Origin of the sequence: Streptomyces sp. NPDC001634, assembly GCF_040298185.1 — a bacterium.
GTDB lineage: Bacteria > Actinomycetota > Actinomycetes > Streptomycetales > Streptomycetaceae > Streptomyces.
In genome coordinates this window covers 1-12779 of sequence record NZ_JBEOZU010000070.1, presented here as the reverse complement: position 1 = coordinate 12779, position 12779 = coordinate 1, and the positions used below count along the sequence as shown (strand labels likewise).

Here is a 12779-nt window from a genome sequence, read left to right as displayed (position 1 = left end):
GCAGGGCCCAGACCTCGAGCATCAGGTCTGACACCCCCGGTTCGGAGGCCGGGGACCCAGTTCGTACCTCGTACGGCGGCTGGGATCCGGTTCTGCGGAAGACCTCCGAAGATCACCAGGAGCCATTGAATGGCACGCGTTTCCGGTGTTGACATCCCGCGCGAAAAGCGCGTGGAGGTCGCCCTCACCTACGTGTTCGGCATCGGCCGGACCCTCTCGAAGGAGACGCTGGCTGCGACCGGCGTCGACCCGAACACCCGCGTTCGCGACCTCTCCGAGGAGCAGCTCGTCGCGATCCGCGAGTACGTCGACAACAACATCAAGACCGAGGGTGACCTCCGTCGCGAGATCCAGGCCGACATCCGCCGCAAGGTCGAGATCGGTTGCTACCAGGGTCTGCGGCACCGCCGCGGTCTGCCCGTCCGCGGTCAGCGCACCAGCACCAACGCCCGCACCCGCAAGGGCCCGCGTCGCGCCATCGCCGGCAAGAAGAAGCCGGGCAAGAAGTAGTCCGCAGCGGACACCTGTCCACGGTCTTCGCTGTAGGACCGACCACCTCCGTAGGAGTTAAAGGATGCCCCCCAAGGGACGTCAGGGCGCTGCCAAGAAGGTGCGCCGCAAGGAAAAGAAGAACGTCGCTCACGGCCACGCGCACATCAAGAGCACGTTCAACAACACGATCGTTTCGATCACTGACCCGTCCGGCAACGTGATCTCCTGGGCCTCCGCCGGCCACGTCGGCTTCAAGGGCTCCCGGAAGTCCACGCCGTTCGCCGCCCAGATGGCCGCCGAGTCCGCCGCGCGTCGTGCCCAGGAGCACGGCATGCGCAAGGTCGACGTGTTCGTCAAGGGCCCGGGTTCCGGTCGTGAGACCGCCATCCGTTCGCTCCAGGCGACCGGTCTCGAGGTCGGCTCCATCCAGGATGTCACCCCGACCCCGCACAACGGCTGCCGTCCGCCGAAGCGTCGTCGCGTCTGACGCCTCACGGCCAGTGGTCTTCGGGCGGTACGACCCCTTCCGGGTCGTATCGCCCGTACCCTTGCAGTACCCGCACTTTTCACGGGTGCGGTTTCCGTCGGACGTCAAATAGCGGGCGTCCACGAATGAAGGATCTGATCCACACATGCTGATCGCTCAGCGTCCCTCGTTGACCGAAGAGGTCGTCGACGAGTTCCGCTCCCGGTTCGTGATCGAGCCGCTGGAGCCGGGCTTCGGCTACACCCTCGGCAACTCCCTGCGTCGTACGCTCCTCTCCTCGATCCCGGGTGCGGCGGTCACGTCCATCCGCATCGACGGCGTTCTGCACGAGTTCACCACCGTGCCGGGCGTCAAGGAGGACGTCACCGACCTGATCCTCAACATCAAGCAGCTGGTCGTCTCCTCGGAGCACGACGAGCCGGTCGTGATGTACCTGCGCAAGCAGGGCCCGGGTCTCGTGACCGCCGCCGACATCGCGCCTCCGGCCGGTGTCGAGGTGCACAACCCCGACCTGGTCCTCGCCACGCTCAACGGCAAGGGCAAGCTGGAGATGGAGCTGACCGTCGAGCGCGGTCGCGGCTATGTCTCCGCCGTGCAGAACAAGCAGGTGGGCCAGGAGATCGGCCGTGTCCCGGTCGACTCGATCTACTCGCCGGTTCTCAAGGTCACCTACAAGGTCGAGGCGACCCGTGTCGAGCAGCGCACCGACTTCGACAAGCTGATCGTCGACGTCGAGACCAAGCAGGCCATGCGTCCCCGTGACGCCATGGCATCCGCCGGCAAGACCCTGGTGGAGCTGTTCGGTCTGGCGCGTGAGCTCAACATCGACGCCGAGGGCATCGACATGGGTCCGTCCCCGACGGACGCCGCCCTCGCCGCCGACCTGGCGCTGCCGATCGAGGAGCTGGAGCTCACGGTCCGCTCCTACAACTGCCTCAAGCGCGAGGGCATCCACTCCGTGGGTGAGCTCGTGGCTCGCTCCGAGGCCGACCTCCTGGACATTCGCAACTTCGGTGCGAAGTCGATCGACGAGGTCAAGGCGAAGCTGGCCGGCATGGGCCTGGCCCTGAAGGACAGCCCGCCCGGATTCGACCCGACCGCTGCGGCCGACGCCTTTGGCGCGGACGACGACGCGGACGCCGGGTTCGTCGAGACCGAGCAGTACTGAGCGCTCCGCGGGGAGGCCGTACTGCGTCTGCGGGCCGGTTGTGGCTGGTCGCGCCCACGCGGCGGAGCCGCATAGTGTCCGCAGTCCCCGCCCCTTCCGGGGCGCCCCTTCGGGGACGCCCCGGATCTTCGACAGACAACCGTCTGCTCGGATACTGACCCCGGTACCTGACACGGCCGGGGCAGACACCTAGGAGAAACACGATGCCGAAGCCCACCAAGGGTGCCCGTATGGGCGGCAGCGCCGCGCACGAGAAGATCATCCTCGCGAACCTCGCGAAGGCGCTCTTCGAGCACGGCCGTATCACCACCACCGAGGCGAAGGCGCGCAAGCTGCGTCCGTACGCCGAGCGCCTGGTCACCAAGGCGAAGAAGGGCGACCTTCACAACCGCCGTCAGGTGCTTCAGGTCATCACGGACAAGAGCATCGTCCACACGCTCTTCACCGAGATCGGCCCGCGCTACGAGAACCGTCCGGGTGGCTACACCCGCATCACCAAGATCGGTAACCGCCGTGGCGACAACGCGCCCATGGCTGTCATCGAGCTGGTCGAGGCGCTGACGGTGCAGCAGAAGGCGGTCGGCGAGGCCGAGGCGGCCACCAAGCGTGCCGTCAAGGAGGCCGAGGCCACCGAGGTCGTCGAGGACGCCAAGCCGGCCGAGGTCGTCGAGGACGCCAAGCCGGCCGAGGCCACCGAGGCTGCTGAGGAGTCGAAGGACGCCTGAGGCTTGCCCTCGCGTTGAGCGGGTCCGTCCTTCGGGGCGGGCCCGCTTTCGCGTTTCTGCGAGGATCCAGGTCTTGAGAGGATCTAGGGGTGAGTGACGAAGTAGAGCCCGGGTACGTACGGGTACGCCTCGACCTTTCCTACGACGGCACCGACTTCCACGGCTGGGCCAAGCAGGCCGGTGGTAAGCGGACCGTGCAGGGGGAGATCGAGGACGCCCTCCGCACGGTGACACGGTCGAAGGACATGTACGAGCTGACCGTGGCCGGGCGGACCGATGCGGGGGTGCATGCGCGGGGGCAGGTCGCCCATGTCGATCTGCCTCGGGAGGTCTGGGGCGAGCACCACGGGAAGCTGCTCAAGCGGCTTGCCGGGCGCCTGCCGAAGGACGTGCGCGTCTGGGCCCTCAGGGAGGCGCCCAGCGGCTTCAACGCCCGTTTCTCGGCGGTCTGGCGGCGGTACGCGTACCGGGTCACCGACAACCCGGGCGGTGTCGATCCGCTGCTGCGCAACCACGTGCTGTGGCACGACTGGCCGCTCGACGTCGACGCCATGAACGAGGCGGCCAGGGGGCTCCTCGGCGAGCACGACTTCGCCGCCTACTGCAAGAAGCGGGAAGGTGCGACCACGATCCGTACGCTCCAGGAGCTCAGCCTGGTGCGCGGGGAGGACGGGATCATCACCGCCACGGTCCGTGCGGACGCGTTCTGTCACAACATGGTGCGGTCGCTGATCGGCGCGCTGCTGTTCGTGGGGGACGGGCACCGGGCGCCCGACTGGCCCGGCAAGGTGCTGGCCGCCGGCGTACGGGACTCGGCCGTGCACGTCCTGCGTCCGCACGGGCTCACCCTCGAGGAGGTCGGCTACCCGGCCGACGAGCTGCTCGCCGCGCGGAACAAGGAGGCGCGGAACAAGCGGACGCTGCCGGGGGCGGGCTGCTGCTGAGCCCCCGGCCGTCCGTGCCGTTACTGGCCCGAGGCCGCGGCCGCCTGCGCCTCGCCGCGGCGGCGGATCTGGCGGAACGTGAACTCGGCCAGGTCGTCGCCGGCCGTGAAGACCTTCGCGTCCTTGGTCGTCACGTCCTTGCCGTTGGTGAAGCCGGCGAGCGTGAAGTACGCGTAGCGGCCGTAGGAGTTGGTGGTGGAGCGGCAGACCGTCGTACGGCAGAAGGTGGGCACACCCTTGCCGGTCAGCGACGTGAGGATGCTCTTGCTGTCCGCATCCTGCTTCACCTTCGTCGCCTGCGCCGCGGTGTCGAAGAGGGCCACGCCGACCGTGACCGCGACGCCGTCCTTGGTGTAGGTGGCGCGGATGACACGGGTGCAGCCGTTCTTGGTGAGCACCCCGGGCAGTGTGCCCTGCACGGCCGACGCGCAGTTCGTCGTGGAGGCCGTGGGGCCCTTCTTGTAGACGTTCGACCCCATCGTCAGCTGGGTGCCGGGGAACAGCGTGTCCGCGCTGATCGGGGCCTTGTCCTTCTTCGCGCTGGAGATGAAGTCCATCGGGTTCAGCGGCGGAGGGGCCGAGGTCGGAGCGAACGACGGCCCGGTGTCGGCGCTCTCACTGGGGATGTTCGCGGTGCTGGGCAGGGCGCTGGCCGGCTTGTTGGAGGCCTCGTTGCCGCCGTTCGCGCGCACGACCGCCACGGCGACCGCGGCGCCGACAGCGACCGTGGCCAGGGCACCGCCGACGATCAGCAGAAGCCGACGGCGCTTGTTGCGCGCCTCGGAGGCCTCGGCCAGCGCGGCCCAGTCCGGGGTGCCGCTCTGGCTGCCCCACTGCGGTTGCTGGGAACTCGGTTTCCAGGGATCCCACTGAGGGTCCCCCTGCCCATAACTCATGCGGCGCATCTTAGACGGGGCAGGGGCCGCGTTGTTCCCACTCGGTAACCACCACAGCAACAACACAGGCCACGCCGACACCACGCGTCGATGGCAACGACCTCGTTTTGACCCGTCCGGGCGCCCCCGTTATCCTGGCTGTTCGTTATGTGTATTGGCTTGCTCATTCTCACGTGAGGGGCCCTTACACCGGTCCCCGGGCCGATGACCAGCGACCAGCACGCGGTTTGCGTCACCGCGGTGCGGTCAGGGCTGTCGTGATCGTCTTCGGTGGCCTTGTCAGGAACCTCACTGAAGAAGCGAAGGCTACGAACCGTGCGTACGTACAGCCCCAAGCCCGGCGATGTGACGCGCCAGTGGTACGTCATTGACGCTCAGGACGTCGTCCTGGGCCGTCTCGCCACCACTGCCGCCACCCTTCTGCGCGGCAAGCACAAGCCGATCTACGCGCCCCACGTGGACGCCGGCGACTTCGTCATCATCATCAACGCGGACAAGGTGCACCTGTCCGGCAACAAGCGGACCCAGAAGATGGCGTACCGCCACTCCGGCTACCCGGGTGGTCTGCGCTCCGTCCGCTACGACGACCTGCTGGCGAACAACCCGGAGAAGGCCGTCGAGAAGGCCGTCAAGGGCATGCTCCCCAAGAACACTCTCGGTCGTCAGATGCTCTCGAAGCTGAAGGTCTACTCGGGCGACCAGCACCCGCACGCTGCCCAGCAGCCGGTGCCGTTCGAGATCACCCAGGTCGCGCAGTAAGTCCGGCCACCCCCTAAAGCTGAAGAGAATCTGAGGAGAATCGTGGCCGAGACCACTGCCGAGCAGCCGCTCGAAGAGCTTGACATCGACAGCTACACCACCGAGACCGAGGTCCCGCTGGAGGGTGAGTACACCTCCGAGTCCCTCGCGTCCCGCTTCGGTGAGCCCCAGCCCGCCGCCGGCCTGGGCCGCCGCAAGAACGCCATTGCCCGCGTCCGGATCGTTCCGGGCTCCGGCAAGTGGAAGATCAACGGTCGCACCCTCGAGGACTACTTCCCGAACAAGGTGCACCAGCAGGAAGTCAACGAGCCCTTCAAGGTGCTCGAGCTCGAGGGCCGTTACGACGTCATCGCCCGTATCGCGGGTGGCGGTGTCTCCGGTCAGGCCGGTGCGCTCCGTCTGGGTGTCGCCCGTGCGCTGAACGAGGCGGACGTCGACAACAACCGCGGCCCGCTGAAGAAGGCCGGCTTCCTCAAGCGCGACGACCGTGCGGTCGAGCGCAAGAAGGCCGGTCTGAAGAAGGCCCGCAAGGCTCCGCAGTACAGCAAGCGCTAATCGCGGCCGCTGGTCGCAGCAGGCGTCGTACCGCCTGCCCGCGCACGTATCGCCCCGGCAGCACGCTCTGTGCCGCCGGGGCGGTTCATTTACGGGGGAGGTTGTTTATCACAGGCTTATGGAGCAATCCCGACGATCTCGGGACGGCTCCGTGGGATAAGCCTCAAGACAGGTCCGAGGGATGTACGTATTCCGTCCCTGTCTGGACACTCGGCATGAGCCGCACATTCGCAGCAAGGTTCGGAGGACACCACAGTGGGACGACTCTTCGGCACGGACGGCGTGCGCGGTGTCGCCAACGCGGATTTGACGGCCGAGATGGCGCTCGGTCTGTCCGTCGCGGCGGCGCACGTACTCGCCGAGGCGGGCACGTTCGAGGGCCACAAGCCGAAGGCGGTGGTCGGGCGTGATCCGCGGGCGTCCGGAGAGTTCCTGGAGGCCGCGGTGGTCGCGGGTCTCGCCAGCGCGGGCGTGGACGTGCTGAGCGTCGGTGTGCTGCCCACCCCGGCCGTCGCGTACCTGACCGGCGCGCTCGGCGCCGACCTGGGCGTGATGCTCTCCGCCAGCCACAACGCCATGCCCGACAACGGCGTCAAGTTCTTCGCCCGCGGCGGCCACAAGCTCGCCGACGAGCTCGAGGACAAGATCGAGGCCGTGTACGAGGAGCACCGCACGGGCGCTCCCTGGGACCGGCCCACCGGTGCCGGGGTCGGCCGTGTGACGTCGTACGACGAGGGCTTCGACCAGTACGTCGCCCACCTGCTCGCGGTCCTGCCGAACCGCCTCGACGGGCTGAAGGTCGTCCTCGACGAGGCGCACGGCGCCGCCGCCCGGGTCTCGCCCGAGGCGTTCGCGCGCGCGGGCGCCGAGATCGTCACGATCGGCGCGGAGCCGGACGGGCTCAACATCAACGACGGCTGCGGCTCCACCCACCTGGACAAGCTGAAGGCCGCCGTCGTCGAGCACGGCGCCGACCTCGGCATCGCGCACGACGGAGACGCCGACCGCTGCCTCGCCGTGGACCACACCGGCGAGGAGGTGGACGGCGACCAGATCCTGGCCGTGCTCGCACTGGCCATGCGGGAGCGTTCCGCACTGCGCTCCGGCACCGTCGTCGCGACGGTCATGTCCAACCTGGGCTTCAAACTGGCCATGGAGCGCGAGGGCATCCAGCTCGTGCAGACCGCGGTCGGCGACCGGTATGTGCTGGAGGAGATGAAGGAGAAGGGCTACGCCCTCGGCGGCGAGCAGTCCGGCCACGTCATCATCCTCGACCACGCCACCACCGGCGACGGCACGCTGACCGGTCTGATGCTCGCCGCCCGGGTCGCTCAGACCGGCCGTACGCTCAAGGACCTCGCCTCCGTCATGGAGCGGCTGCCGCAGGTCCTCGTGAACGTACCGGACGTCGACAGGTCCCGGGTCGCCACATCGGCGGACCTGGCCGCCGCGGTCACCGAGGCGGAGCGGGAGCTGGGGTCGACCGGGCGGGTGCTGCTGCGCCCGTCGGGCACCGAGCCGCTCGTACGGGTCATGGTCGAGGCCGCGGACATCGACCAGGCGCAGTCGGTGGCCGGACGGCTGGCGGACGCGGTGAAGTCCGCGCTCGGCTAGGTCCTGTCCGACGACGGGGCCTGGAACTGCCCTGCTCTGAAAGGACGTTCGCGCAGCCTGGCCCGGAGCCACTTCCGGGCCAGGAGCGTGAGTGTCACAGTTTGCGCAGGCGCAGCCGCTGCACCTTGTGGTCCGGGCCCTTGCGGACGACGAGGGTGGCGCGTCCGCGGGTGGGGGCGATGTTCTCCACCAGGTTGGGCTTGTTGATCGTCCGCCACTGGGCGCGCGCGTAGTCGAGGGCCTCCTCCTCGGAGACCTGGGTGTACTTGCGGAAGTACGAGGACGGGTCCTGGAAGGCGGTCTGGCGCAGCTTCTTGAAGCGATTGAGGTACCAGCGCTCGATGTCCTCGGTGCCGGCGTCGACATACACGCTGAAGTCGAAGTAGTCCGCGAGGCCGACGCGGGTGCGGCCGTCCTTGCCGGGGAGGGCGGGCTGGAGCACGTTCAGGCCCTCGACGATCAGGATGTCGGGGCGGCGGACGGTGAGCTTCCGGCCCGGGACGATGTCGTAGATGAGGTGGGAGTAGACGGGGGCCGTCACCTCGTCCTTCCCCGCCTTGATGTCGGCGACGAAACGGGTGAGCGCGCGGCGGTCGTACGACTCCGGGAAACCCTTGCGCGACATCAGTCCGCGGGCCTGCAGCTCCTTGGTGGGCAGCAGGAAGCCGTCCGTGGTCACCAGCTCGACGCGCGGGTGTTCGGGCCAGCGGGAGAGCAGCGCCTGGAGGAGACGGGCGACGGTCGACTTGCCGACGGCCACGGAGCCCGCGACGCCTATGACGAACGGGGTACCGGACTGGGAGCCCTGCTCGCCGAGGAAGGTGTTCAGCGCGCTTCTGAGGCCGTCCGTGGCGCCGACGTAAAGGTTGAGGAGCCGGGACAGCGGCAGATAGATGTCCCGCACCTCGTCCAGGTCGATCACATCGCCCAGACCACGCAGCTTCTCGACCTCCTCGGCGGTCAGCGGCAGCGGCGTCTTGTCGCGCAGCGCGCTCCACTCGGCACGGGTGAGGTCGACGTAGGGAGTCGCCTCCGGCCGGGACCGGTGGGCGCTCCGGGGCATCGAGGAGACCGGAGAGATCACAGTCCATTGTTAACGGAGTTTGAACGGGACTGCGGGGTGGGGTGCGTCACGTGCCGGGGCGGCTCACCGTCCGGCCCTGCACCAAGCAGGCCCCGCCGGAGCGAGAGCACGCACGGTCAAGTGCACGTACTGCTCGGCTTCGACGGGGCCCGAGCGAAAGCTCAGTTGTTTCTGACGTTGAGGCTGTCGTCGACAAGGAACTCCGGGTAACCGAAGCGTTCCCCGAGAGCGTTGAGCGCTTCGCAGCGTTCTTCGCTGATCTCCACGGAGTAGGCCTTCACTCTGCGCTGCCACGGGGCGCCGGGCGTTCGTACCCCGGCGGGAATTTCCGATTTCGGGCACGCTGCGGGAGGTCGGGGCGCCCGCCCGAACGTAGGCTGCGGCACATGTGCGGAATCGTGGGATACGTGGGATCGCAGTCGGCGCTCGACGTGGTCGTGGCCGGACTGAAGCGGCTGGAGTACCGGGGCTACGACTCGGCGGGCGTCGCCGTGCTCGCGGACGGGGGCCTGGCCGCCGCCAAGAGGGCCGGGAAGCTGGTCAACCTGGAGAAGGAGCTGGCCGACCGGCCGCTGCCGACGGGCACCACGGGTATCGGGCATACCCGCTGGGCCACCCACGGCGCTCCGACCGACGCGAATGCGCACCCGCACCTCGACAACGCGGGGCGCGTCGCCGTCGTCCACAACGGGATCATCGAGAACTTCGCGCTGCTGCGGACCGAGCTGGAGGAGCGGGGCCACACCCTCGCCTCCGAGACGGACACCGAGGTCGTCGCGCATCTGCTCGCCGAGGAGTTCTCCGCGACCGCGGACCTCGCGGAGGCGATGCGGCTGGTGTGCCGGCGGCTGGAGGGCGCGTTCACCCTGGTCGCGGTGCATGCCGACGAGCCGGACGTGGTCGTGGGCGCGCGGCGCAACTCGCCGCTGGTGGTCGGCGTCGGCGAGGGCGAGGCCTTCCTCGCCTCGGACGTCGCCGCATTCATCGCCCACACGCGATCCGCGATCGAGCTGGGCCAGGACCAGGTCGTCGAGCTGCGCCGCGACGGGGTGACGGTCACCGGCTTCGACGGCCGGCCCGCCGACGTCCGCTCGTACCACGTCGACTGGGACGCCTCGGCCGCCGAGAAGGGCGGTTACGACTACTTCATGCTCAAGGAGATCGCCGAACAGCCCAAGGCGGTCGCCGATACCCTCCTGGGCCGGATCGACGCGTCCGGATCGCTGCGCCTCGACGAGCTGCGGATCTCTGCCGCCGAGCTGCGCGAGGTCGACAAGATCGTGATCGTGGCGTGCGGGACGGCCTTCCACGCGGGGCTGATCGCCAAGTACGCCATCGAGCACTGGACCCGGATCCCCTGCGAGGTGGAGCTGGCCAGCGAGTTCCGCTACCGGGACCCGATCCTGGACCCGCGCACCCTGGTCATCGCCATCTCCCAGTCCGGCGAGACCATGGACACGCTGATGGCGCTGCGGCACGCCCGTGAACAGGGATCCAAGGTGCTGGCGATCTGCAACACGAACGGTTCGACGATTCCGAGGGAGTCGGATGCGGTCCTTTACACGCATGCGGGACCGGAAGTCGCGGTGGCGTCCACGAAGGCGTTTCTGACCCAGCTCGTCGCCTGCTATCTGGTGGCCCTGTACCTGGGTCAGGTGCGCGGCACCAAGTGGGGCGACGAGATCCACGTCGTCATCCGCGACCTGTCGCAGATCTCCCGCGAGGTCGAGCGGGTCCTGGAGACCATGGAGCCGGTACGGGAGCTGGCGCGTTCGCTCGCCGACAAGAACACCGTGCTGTTCCTCGGGCGGCACGTGGGCTACCCGGTGGCCCTCGAAGGCGCCCTCAAGCTCAAGGAGCTGGCCTACATGCACGCCGAGGGGTTCGCGGCGGGCGAGCTGAAGCACGGGCCGATCGCGCTGATCGAGGAGGATGTGCCGGTCGTCGTGGTGGTGCCCTCGCCGAAGGGCAGGTCCGTCCTGCACGACAAGATCGTGTCGAACATCCAGGAGATCCGGGCGAGGGGTGCGCGCACGATCGTGATCGCGGAGGAGGGGGACGAGGCGGTGGTCCCGTACGCCGACCATCTCATCCGGATCCCGGCGACACCGACGCTGCTCCAGCCGCTCGTCGCCACCGTTCCGCTCCAGGTCTTCGCCTGCGAGCTGGCGACGGCCCGGGGCAACGAGGTGGATCAGCCGCGGAACCTGGCGAAGTCCGTGACGGTGGAGTGAGTCTCGCTTTTCAGGGCTTCGATGAAGGTGGTGAAGGCTCCGGCCGGGAAGGAGAGGGTGGCCCTGGCCGGGGCCTTGGAGTCGCGGATGGCTATGTGGGTGCGGCGGTTTGCGATCTCTACGCAGGCGTTGCCGTCGCCGCCGCCGGAGTAAGACGACTTCCGCCAGTTGTCGGGGGTGGCCATGGCGCCTCACAGCTCCTTCGTCAGCCTGTGGATGAGGTCACGCGACTTTTCGGGTTCGAGTGACACCGCCTCCACTCTACGGAAGAGCGTTCGAAAGACGGTGAGTTGCGCTTCAGAGTCAATGAAGACCGTGCCATGAGGGGCGTCGCGCACCACGGTGTCCAGCTTTGGGACAGCGCCGCCTGCGTACACCATGGCGCTTCCGAGGTCTGCGAAGTCCTCCAAGTCGAACGGGATGACCCGCACAGTGACATGGTCTGCTTCGGAGAGCTCCAGGATCTGCGCAAGCTGAGCCCGTGAGCCGGCACGACCGCCGACCCTGATACGCAGCGCTGCCTCATGGACCAACGCTTCGTACGGGACCTTCTCGATCACGGCGCGCCGTCGCATTCGATGCTCGACGCGCAACTCAAGCTCATTTCCAGGGAGTTCAGGGACTCGGCGCGAGAAGAGAGCTCGTGCGTAGTCCACCGTCTGGAGCAGGCCTGGAACGTGCAGGAAGTCGACGTCCCACCGGTAGGTGGCATAGTGCTCGAGCTCGGAGAGGTCCAGGAACGACGTGGGCAGGAGGCCCCGGTACTCCTCCCACCAGCCATGTGTCCTGTCGGTCGTCATCGTCACCAGCGCCTCGACCAAGTCCTGGTCCGTGCAGGAGTAGTGAGCGGCAAGTCGGCGTACGCGCTCCTCACTCACGCCCGCGAAGCCGGACTCAATCTGGCTCATTTGTGCCGAGTCCGTCCCGAGCAGTGCAGCTGCTTCGCGCGCCTTGAGTCCTGCGGCCTCCCGGAGCTTTCGCAGTTCAGCACCTAGGCGCTCCTGGCGTGCAGTGGCCTGCTGCCTGCGGGCCATGGCTCCTCCTCGCCTCAACTTGTCGGGAAACAGCGACTCGTTCGAGCGGCAGATTACGGCAGCGGCTTGCATGGGCACAAATTTGGGCCCTACCGTAAGTCACGCGACGCACACGCTGCGGAAGTGCACCGCTCCGTCCTGCCGTGACGGCTGCGGCAATGCCACCGCCCGCACCCGTAAACCCCCGCCACCCGAACGGAGCTGACGCATGCCCGAAAACGAGTCCGAACCCTGGGAGTACTGCCTCTACATCCCCAACGACCTGCGCGCCGTCACCATCAGCCGCCGCACCCTCCGCCTCATCCTCACCATGCACGGCCTGATCCGCCTGGTCGACACCGCCGAACTCCTCGCGGCCGAGCTGGTCTCCAACGCCGTACGCCACACCAAAGGCCCGGCCGCACTGCGCGTGCGCTGGTCGGCCGGCGTCCTGCGGATCGGGGCGTGGGACGCCGACCCCGAGCCGCCGGAGCCGCCCGTCCCGCTGGAGCAGGTGGCCGACCTGGAGGAGGGGCGAGGGCTGGCGCTGGTCCGGGCCTGCGCCGACCTGTGGGGTTGGCAGCCGCTGGGCAGAGACGGCAACCGGGGCAAGGTCGTGTGGTGCGAACTGACCGCCGCGGCGTGAACGTTTTTCCGCCACTCGCAAGAGTGAACGCTCCCCGATCACCCGGACAACCCATCCCTTGATCCACCTAGTGTCGTGCGCCGCAAATCACACGGGTAAGTTGCTACCTGTTTGGCGGACTGATTTTGGTGAGGTAGTCGGCGAGAGATTTCAGGATCTCGT

At 68.1% G+C, this 12779-nt stretch carries 14 protein-coding genes; 10 read left to right on the top strand and 4 right to left on the bottom strand.

Annotated features, from left to right (window positions below; translation table 11 throughout):
- Positions 1 to 129 precede the first annotated feature (129 nt).
- From rpsM to truA, 5 genes are all read left to right on the top strand, one after another.
- Positions 130 to 510, top strand: coding sequence for a 30S ribosomal protein S13 (rpsM, locus tag ABT186_RS34720; RefSeq protein WP_009300593.1), 381 nt, complete (start codon positions 130 to 132; stop codon positions 508 to 510).
- 64 nt (positions 511 to 574) lie between these two features.
- Positions 575 to 979, top strand: coding sequence for a 30S ribosomal protein S11 (rpsK, locus tag ABT186_RS34715; RefSeq protein ID WP_003956432.1), 405 nt, complete (start codon positions 575 to 577; stop codon positions 977 to 979).
- Between the two features lie 145 nt (positions 980 to 1124).
- Positions 1125 to 2147 carry a DNA-directed RNA polymerase subunit alpha gene (locus ABT186_RS34710; protein WP_062640332.1) on the top strand — a complete coding sequence of 341 codons (1023 nt, stop codon included), beginning with the start codon at positions 1125 to 1127 and terminating at the stop codon, positions 2145 to 2147.
- 203 nt (positions 2148 to 2350) lie between these two features.
- Positions 2351 to 2872: a 50S ribosomal protein L17 gene (gene rplQ, locus ABT186_RS34705; protein WP_351928457.1), complete on the top strand. Its 522-nt coding sequence runs from the start codon at positions 2351 to 2353 to the stop codon at positions 2870 to 2872.
- Between the two features lie 89 nt (positions 2873 to 2961).
- Positions 2962 to 3816, top strand: a complete 855-nt coding sequence (gene truA, locus ABT186_RS34700) for a tRNA pseudouridine(38-40) synthase TruA (protein ID WP_351928455.1) — start codon at positions 2962 to 2964, stop codon at positions 3814 to 3816.
- Positions 3817 to 3836: 20 nt separating this feature from the next.
- Here truA and ABT186_RS34695 read toward each other — a convergent pair whose 3' ends face one another.
- The gene (locus tag ABT186_RS34695; RefSeq protein WP_351222652.1) at positions 3837 to 4712 is read right to left on the bottom strand and encodes a hypothetical protein; all 876 of its coding nucleotides are present in this window, start codon (positions 4710 to 4712) and stop codon (positions 3837 to 3839) included.
- Between the two features lie 315 nt (positions 4713 to 5027).
- On the opposite strand from ABT186_RS34695, the gene rplM reads away from it, so the two are divergent.
- From rplM to glmM, 3 genes are all read left to right on the top strand, one after another.
- Positions 5028 to 5471: a 50S ribosomal protein L13 gene (gene rplM / locus ABT186_RS34690; RefSeq protein ID WP_351222654.1), complete on the top strand. Its 444-nt coding sequence runs from the start codon at positions 5028 to 5030 to the stop codon at positions 5469 to 5471.
- 42 nt (positions 5472 to 5513) lie between these two features.
- Positions 5514 to 6026: a 30S ribosomal protein S9 gene (gene rpsI, locus ABT186_RS34685; protein ID WP_351222656.1), complete on the top strand. Its 513-nt coding sequence runs from the start codon at positions 5514 to 5516 to the stop codon at positions 6024 to 6026.
- A 255-nt stretch (positions 6027 to 6281) separates the two neighbouring features.
- Positions 6282 to 7640 carry a phosphoglucosamine mutase gene (gene glmM / locus ABT186_RS34680; RefSeq protein WP_351222658.1) on the top strand — a complete coding sequence of 453 codons (1359 nt, stop codon included), beginning with the start codon at positions 6282 to 6284 and terminating at the stop codon, positions 7638 to 7640.
- A 94-nt stretch (positions 7641 to 7734) separates the two neighbouring features.
- Here glmM and coaA read toward each other — a convergent pair whose 3' ends face one another.
- Complete coding sequence (gene coaA / locus ABT186_RS34675) at positions 7735 to 8703, bottom strand: type I pantothenate kinase (RefSeq protein WP_502973418.1); 969 nt, start codon at positions 8701 to 8703, stop codon at positions 7735 to 7737.
- A gap of 407 nt (positions 8704 to 9110) precedes the next feature.
- On the opposite strand from coaA, the gene glmS reads away from it, so the two are divergent.
- Complete coding sequence (gene glmS, locus ABT186_RS34670) at positions 9111 to 10958, top strand: glutamine--fructose-6-phosphate transaminase (isomerizing) (RefSeq protein ID WP_351928453.1); 1848 nt, start codon at positions 9111 to 9113, stop codon at positions 10956 to 10958.
- Here glmS and ABT186_RS34665 read toward each other — a convergent pair.
- Positions 10919 to 11143 carry a DUF397 domain-containing protein gene (locus tag ABT186_RS34665; protein WP_351928452.1) on the bottom strand — a complete coding sequence of 75 codons (225 nt, stop codon included), beginning with the start codon at positions 11141 to 11143 and terminating at the stop codon, positions 10919 to 10921. The two genes, glmS and ABT186_RS34665, sit on opposite strands and share 40 nt — an antisense overlap.
- Before the next feature lie 6 nt (positions 11144 to 11149).
- Positions 11150 to 11992, bottom strand: a complete 843-nt coding sequence (locus tag ABT186_RS34660; RefSeq protein ID WP_351928450.1) for a helix-turn-helix domain-containing protein — start codon at positions 11990 to 11992, stop codon at positions 11150 to 11152.
- Positions 11993 to 12200: 208 nt separating this feature from the next.
- Here ABT186_RS34660 and ABT186_RS34655 point away from each other — a divergent pair, with 208 nt between their 5' ends.
- Positions 12201 to 12617 carry an ATP-binding protein gene (locus tag ABT186_RS34655; RefSeq protein WP_351222668.1) on the top strand — a complete coding sequence of 139 codons (417 nt, stop codon included), beginning with the start codon at positions 12201 to 12203 and terminating at the stop codon, positions 12615 to 12617.
- The last annotated feature ends 162 nt before the right edge of the window (positions 12618 to 12779 follow it).

What these genes read in the sequence shown, in the direction of transcription:
- coaA (WP_502973418.1), bottom strand. Translation starts at nt 8,703, where the DNA reads ATGCCCCGGAGCGCCCACCGGTCCCGGCCGGAGGCGACTCCCTACGTC.
- rplQ (WP_351928457.1), top strand. Translation starts at nt 2,351, where the DNA reads ATGCCGAAGCCCACCAAGGGTGCCCGTATGGGCGGCAGCGCCGCGCAC.
- rpsK (WP_003956432.1), top strand. Translation starts at nt 575, where the DNA reads ATGCCCCCCAAGGGACGTCAGGGCGCTGCCAAGAAGGTGCGCCGCAAG.
- ABT186_RS34695 (WP_351222652.1), bottom strand. Translation starts at nt 4,712, where the DNA reads ATGAGTTATGGGCAGGGGGACCCTCAGTGGGATCCCTGGAAACCGAGT.
- rpsM (WP_009300593.1), top strand. Translation starts at nt 130, where the DNA reads ATGGCACGCGTTTCCGGTGTTGACATCCCGCGCGAAAAGCGCGTGGAG.
- ABT186_RS34710 (WP_062640332.1), top strand. Translation starts at nt 1,125, where the DNA reads ATGCTGATCGCTCAGCGTCCCTCGTTGACCGAAGAGGTCGTCGACGAG.
- ABT186_RS34660 (WP_351928450.1), bottom strand. Translation starts at nt 11,992, where the DNA reads ATGGCCCGCAGGCAGCAGGCCACTGCACGCCAGGAGCGCCTAGGTGCT.
- ABT186_RS34665 (WP_351928452.1), bottom strand. Translation starts at nt 11,143, where the DNA reads ATGGCCACCCCCGACAACTGGCGGAAGTCGTCTTACTCCGGCGGCGGC.
- ABT186_RS34655 (WP_351222668.1), top strand. Translation starts at nt 12,201, where the DNA reads ATGCCCGAAAACGAGTCCGAACCCTGGGAGTACTGCCTCTACATCCCC.
- glmS (WP_351928453.1), top strand. Translation starts at nt 9,111, where the DNA reads ATGTGCGGAATCGTGGGATACGTGGGATCGCAGTCGGCGCTCGACGTG.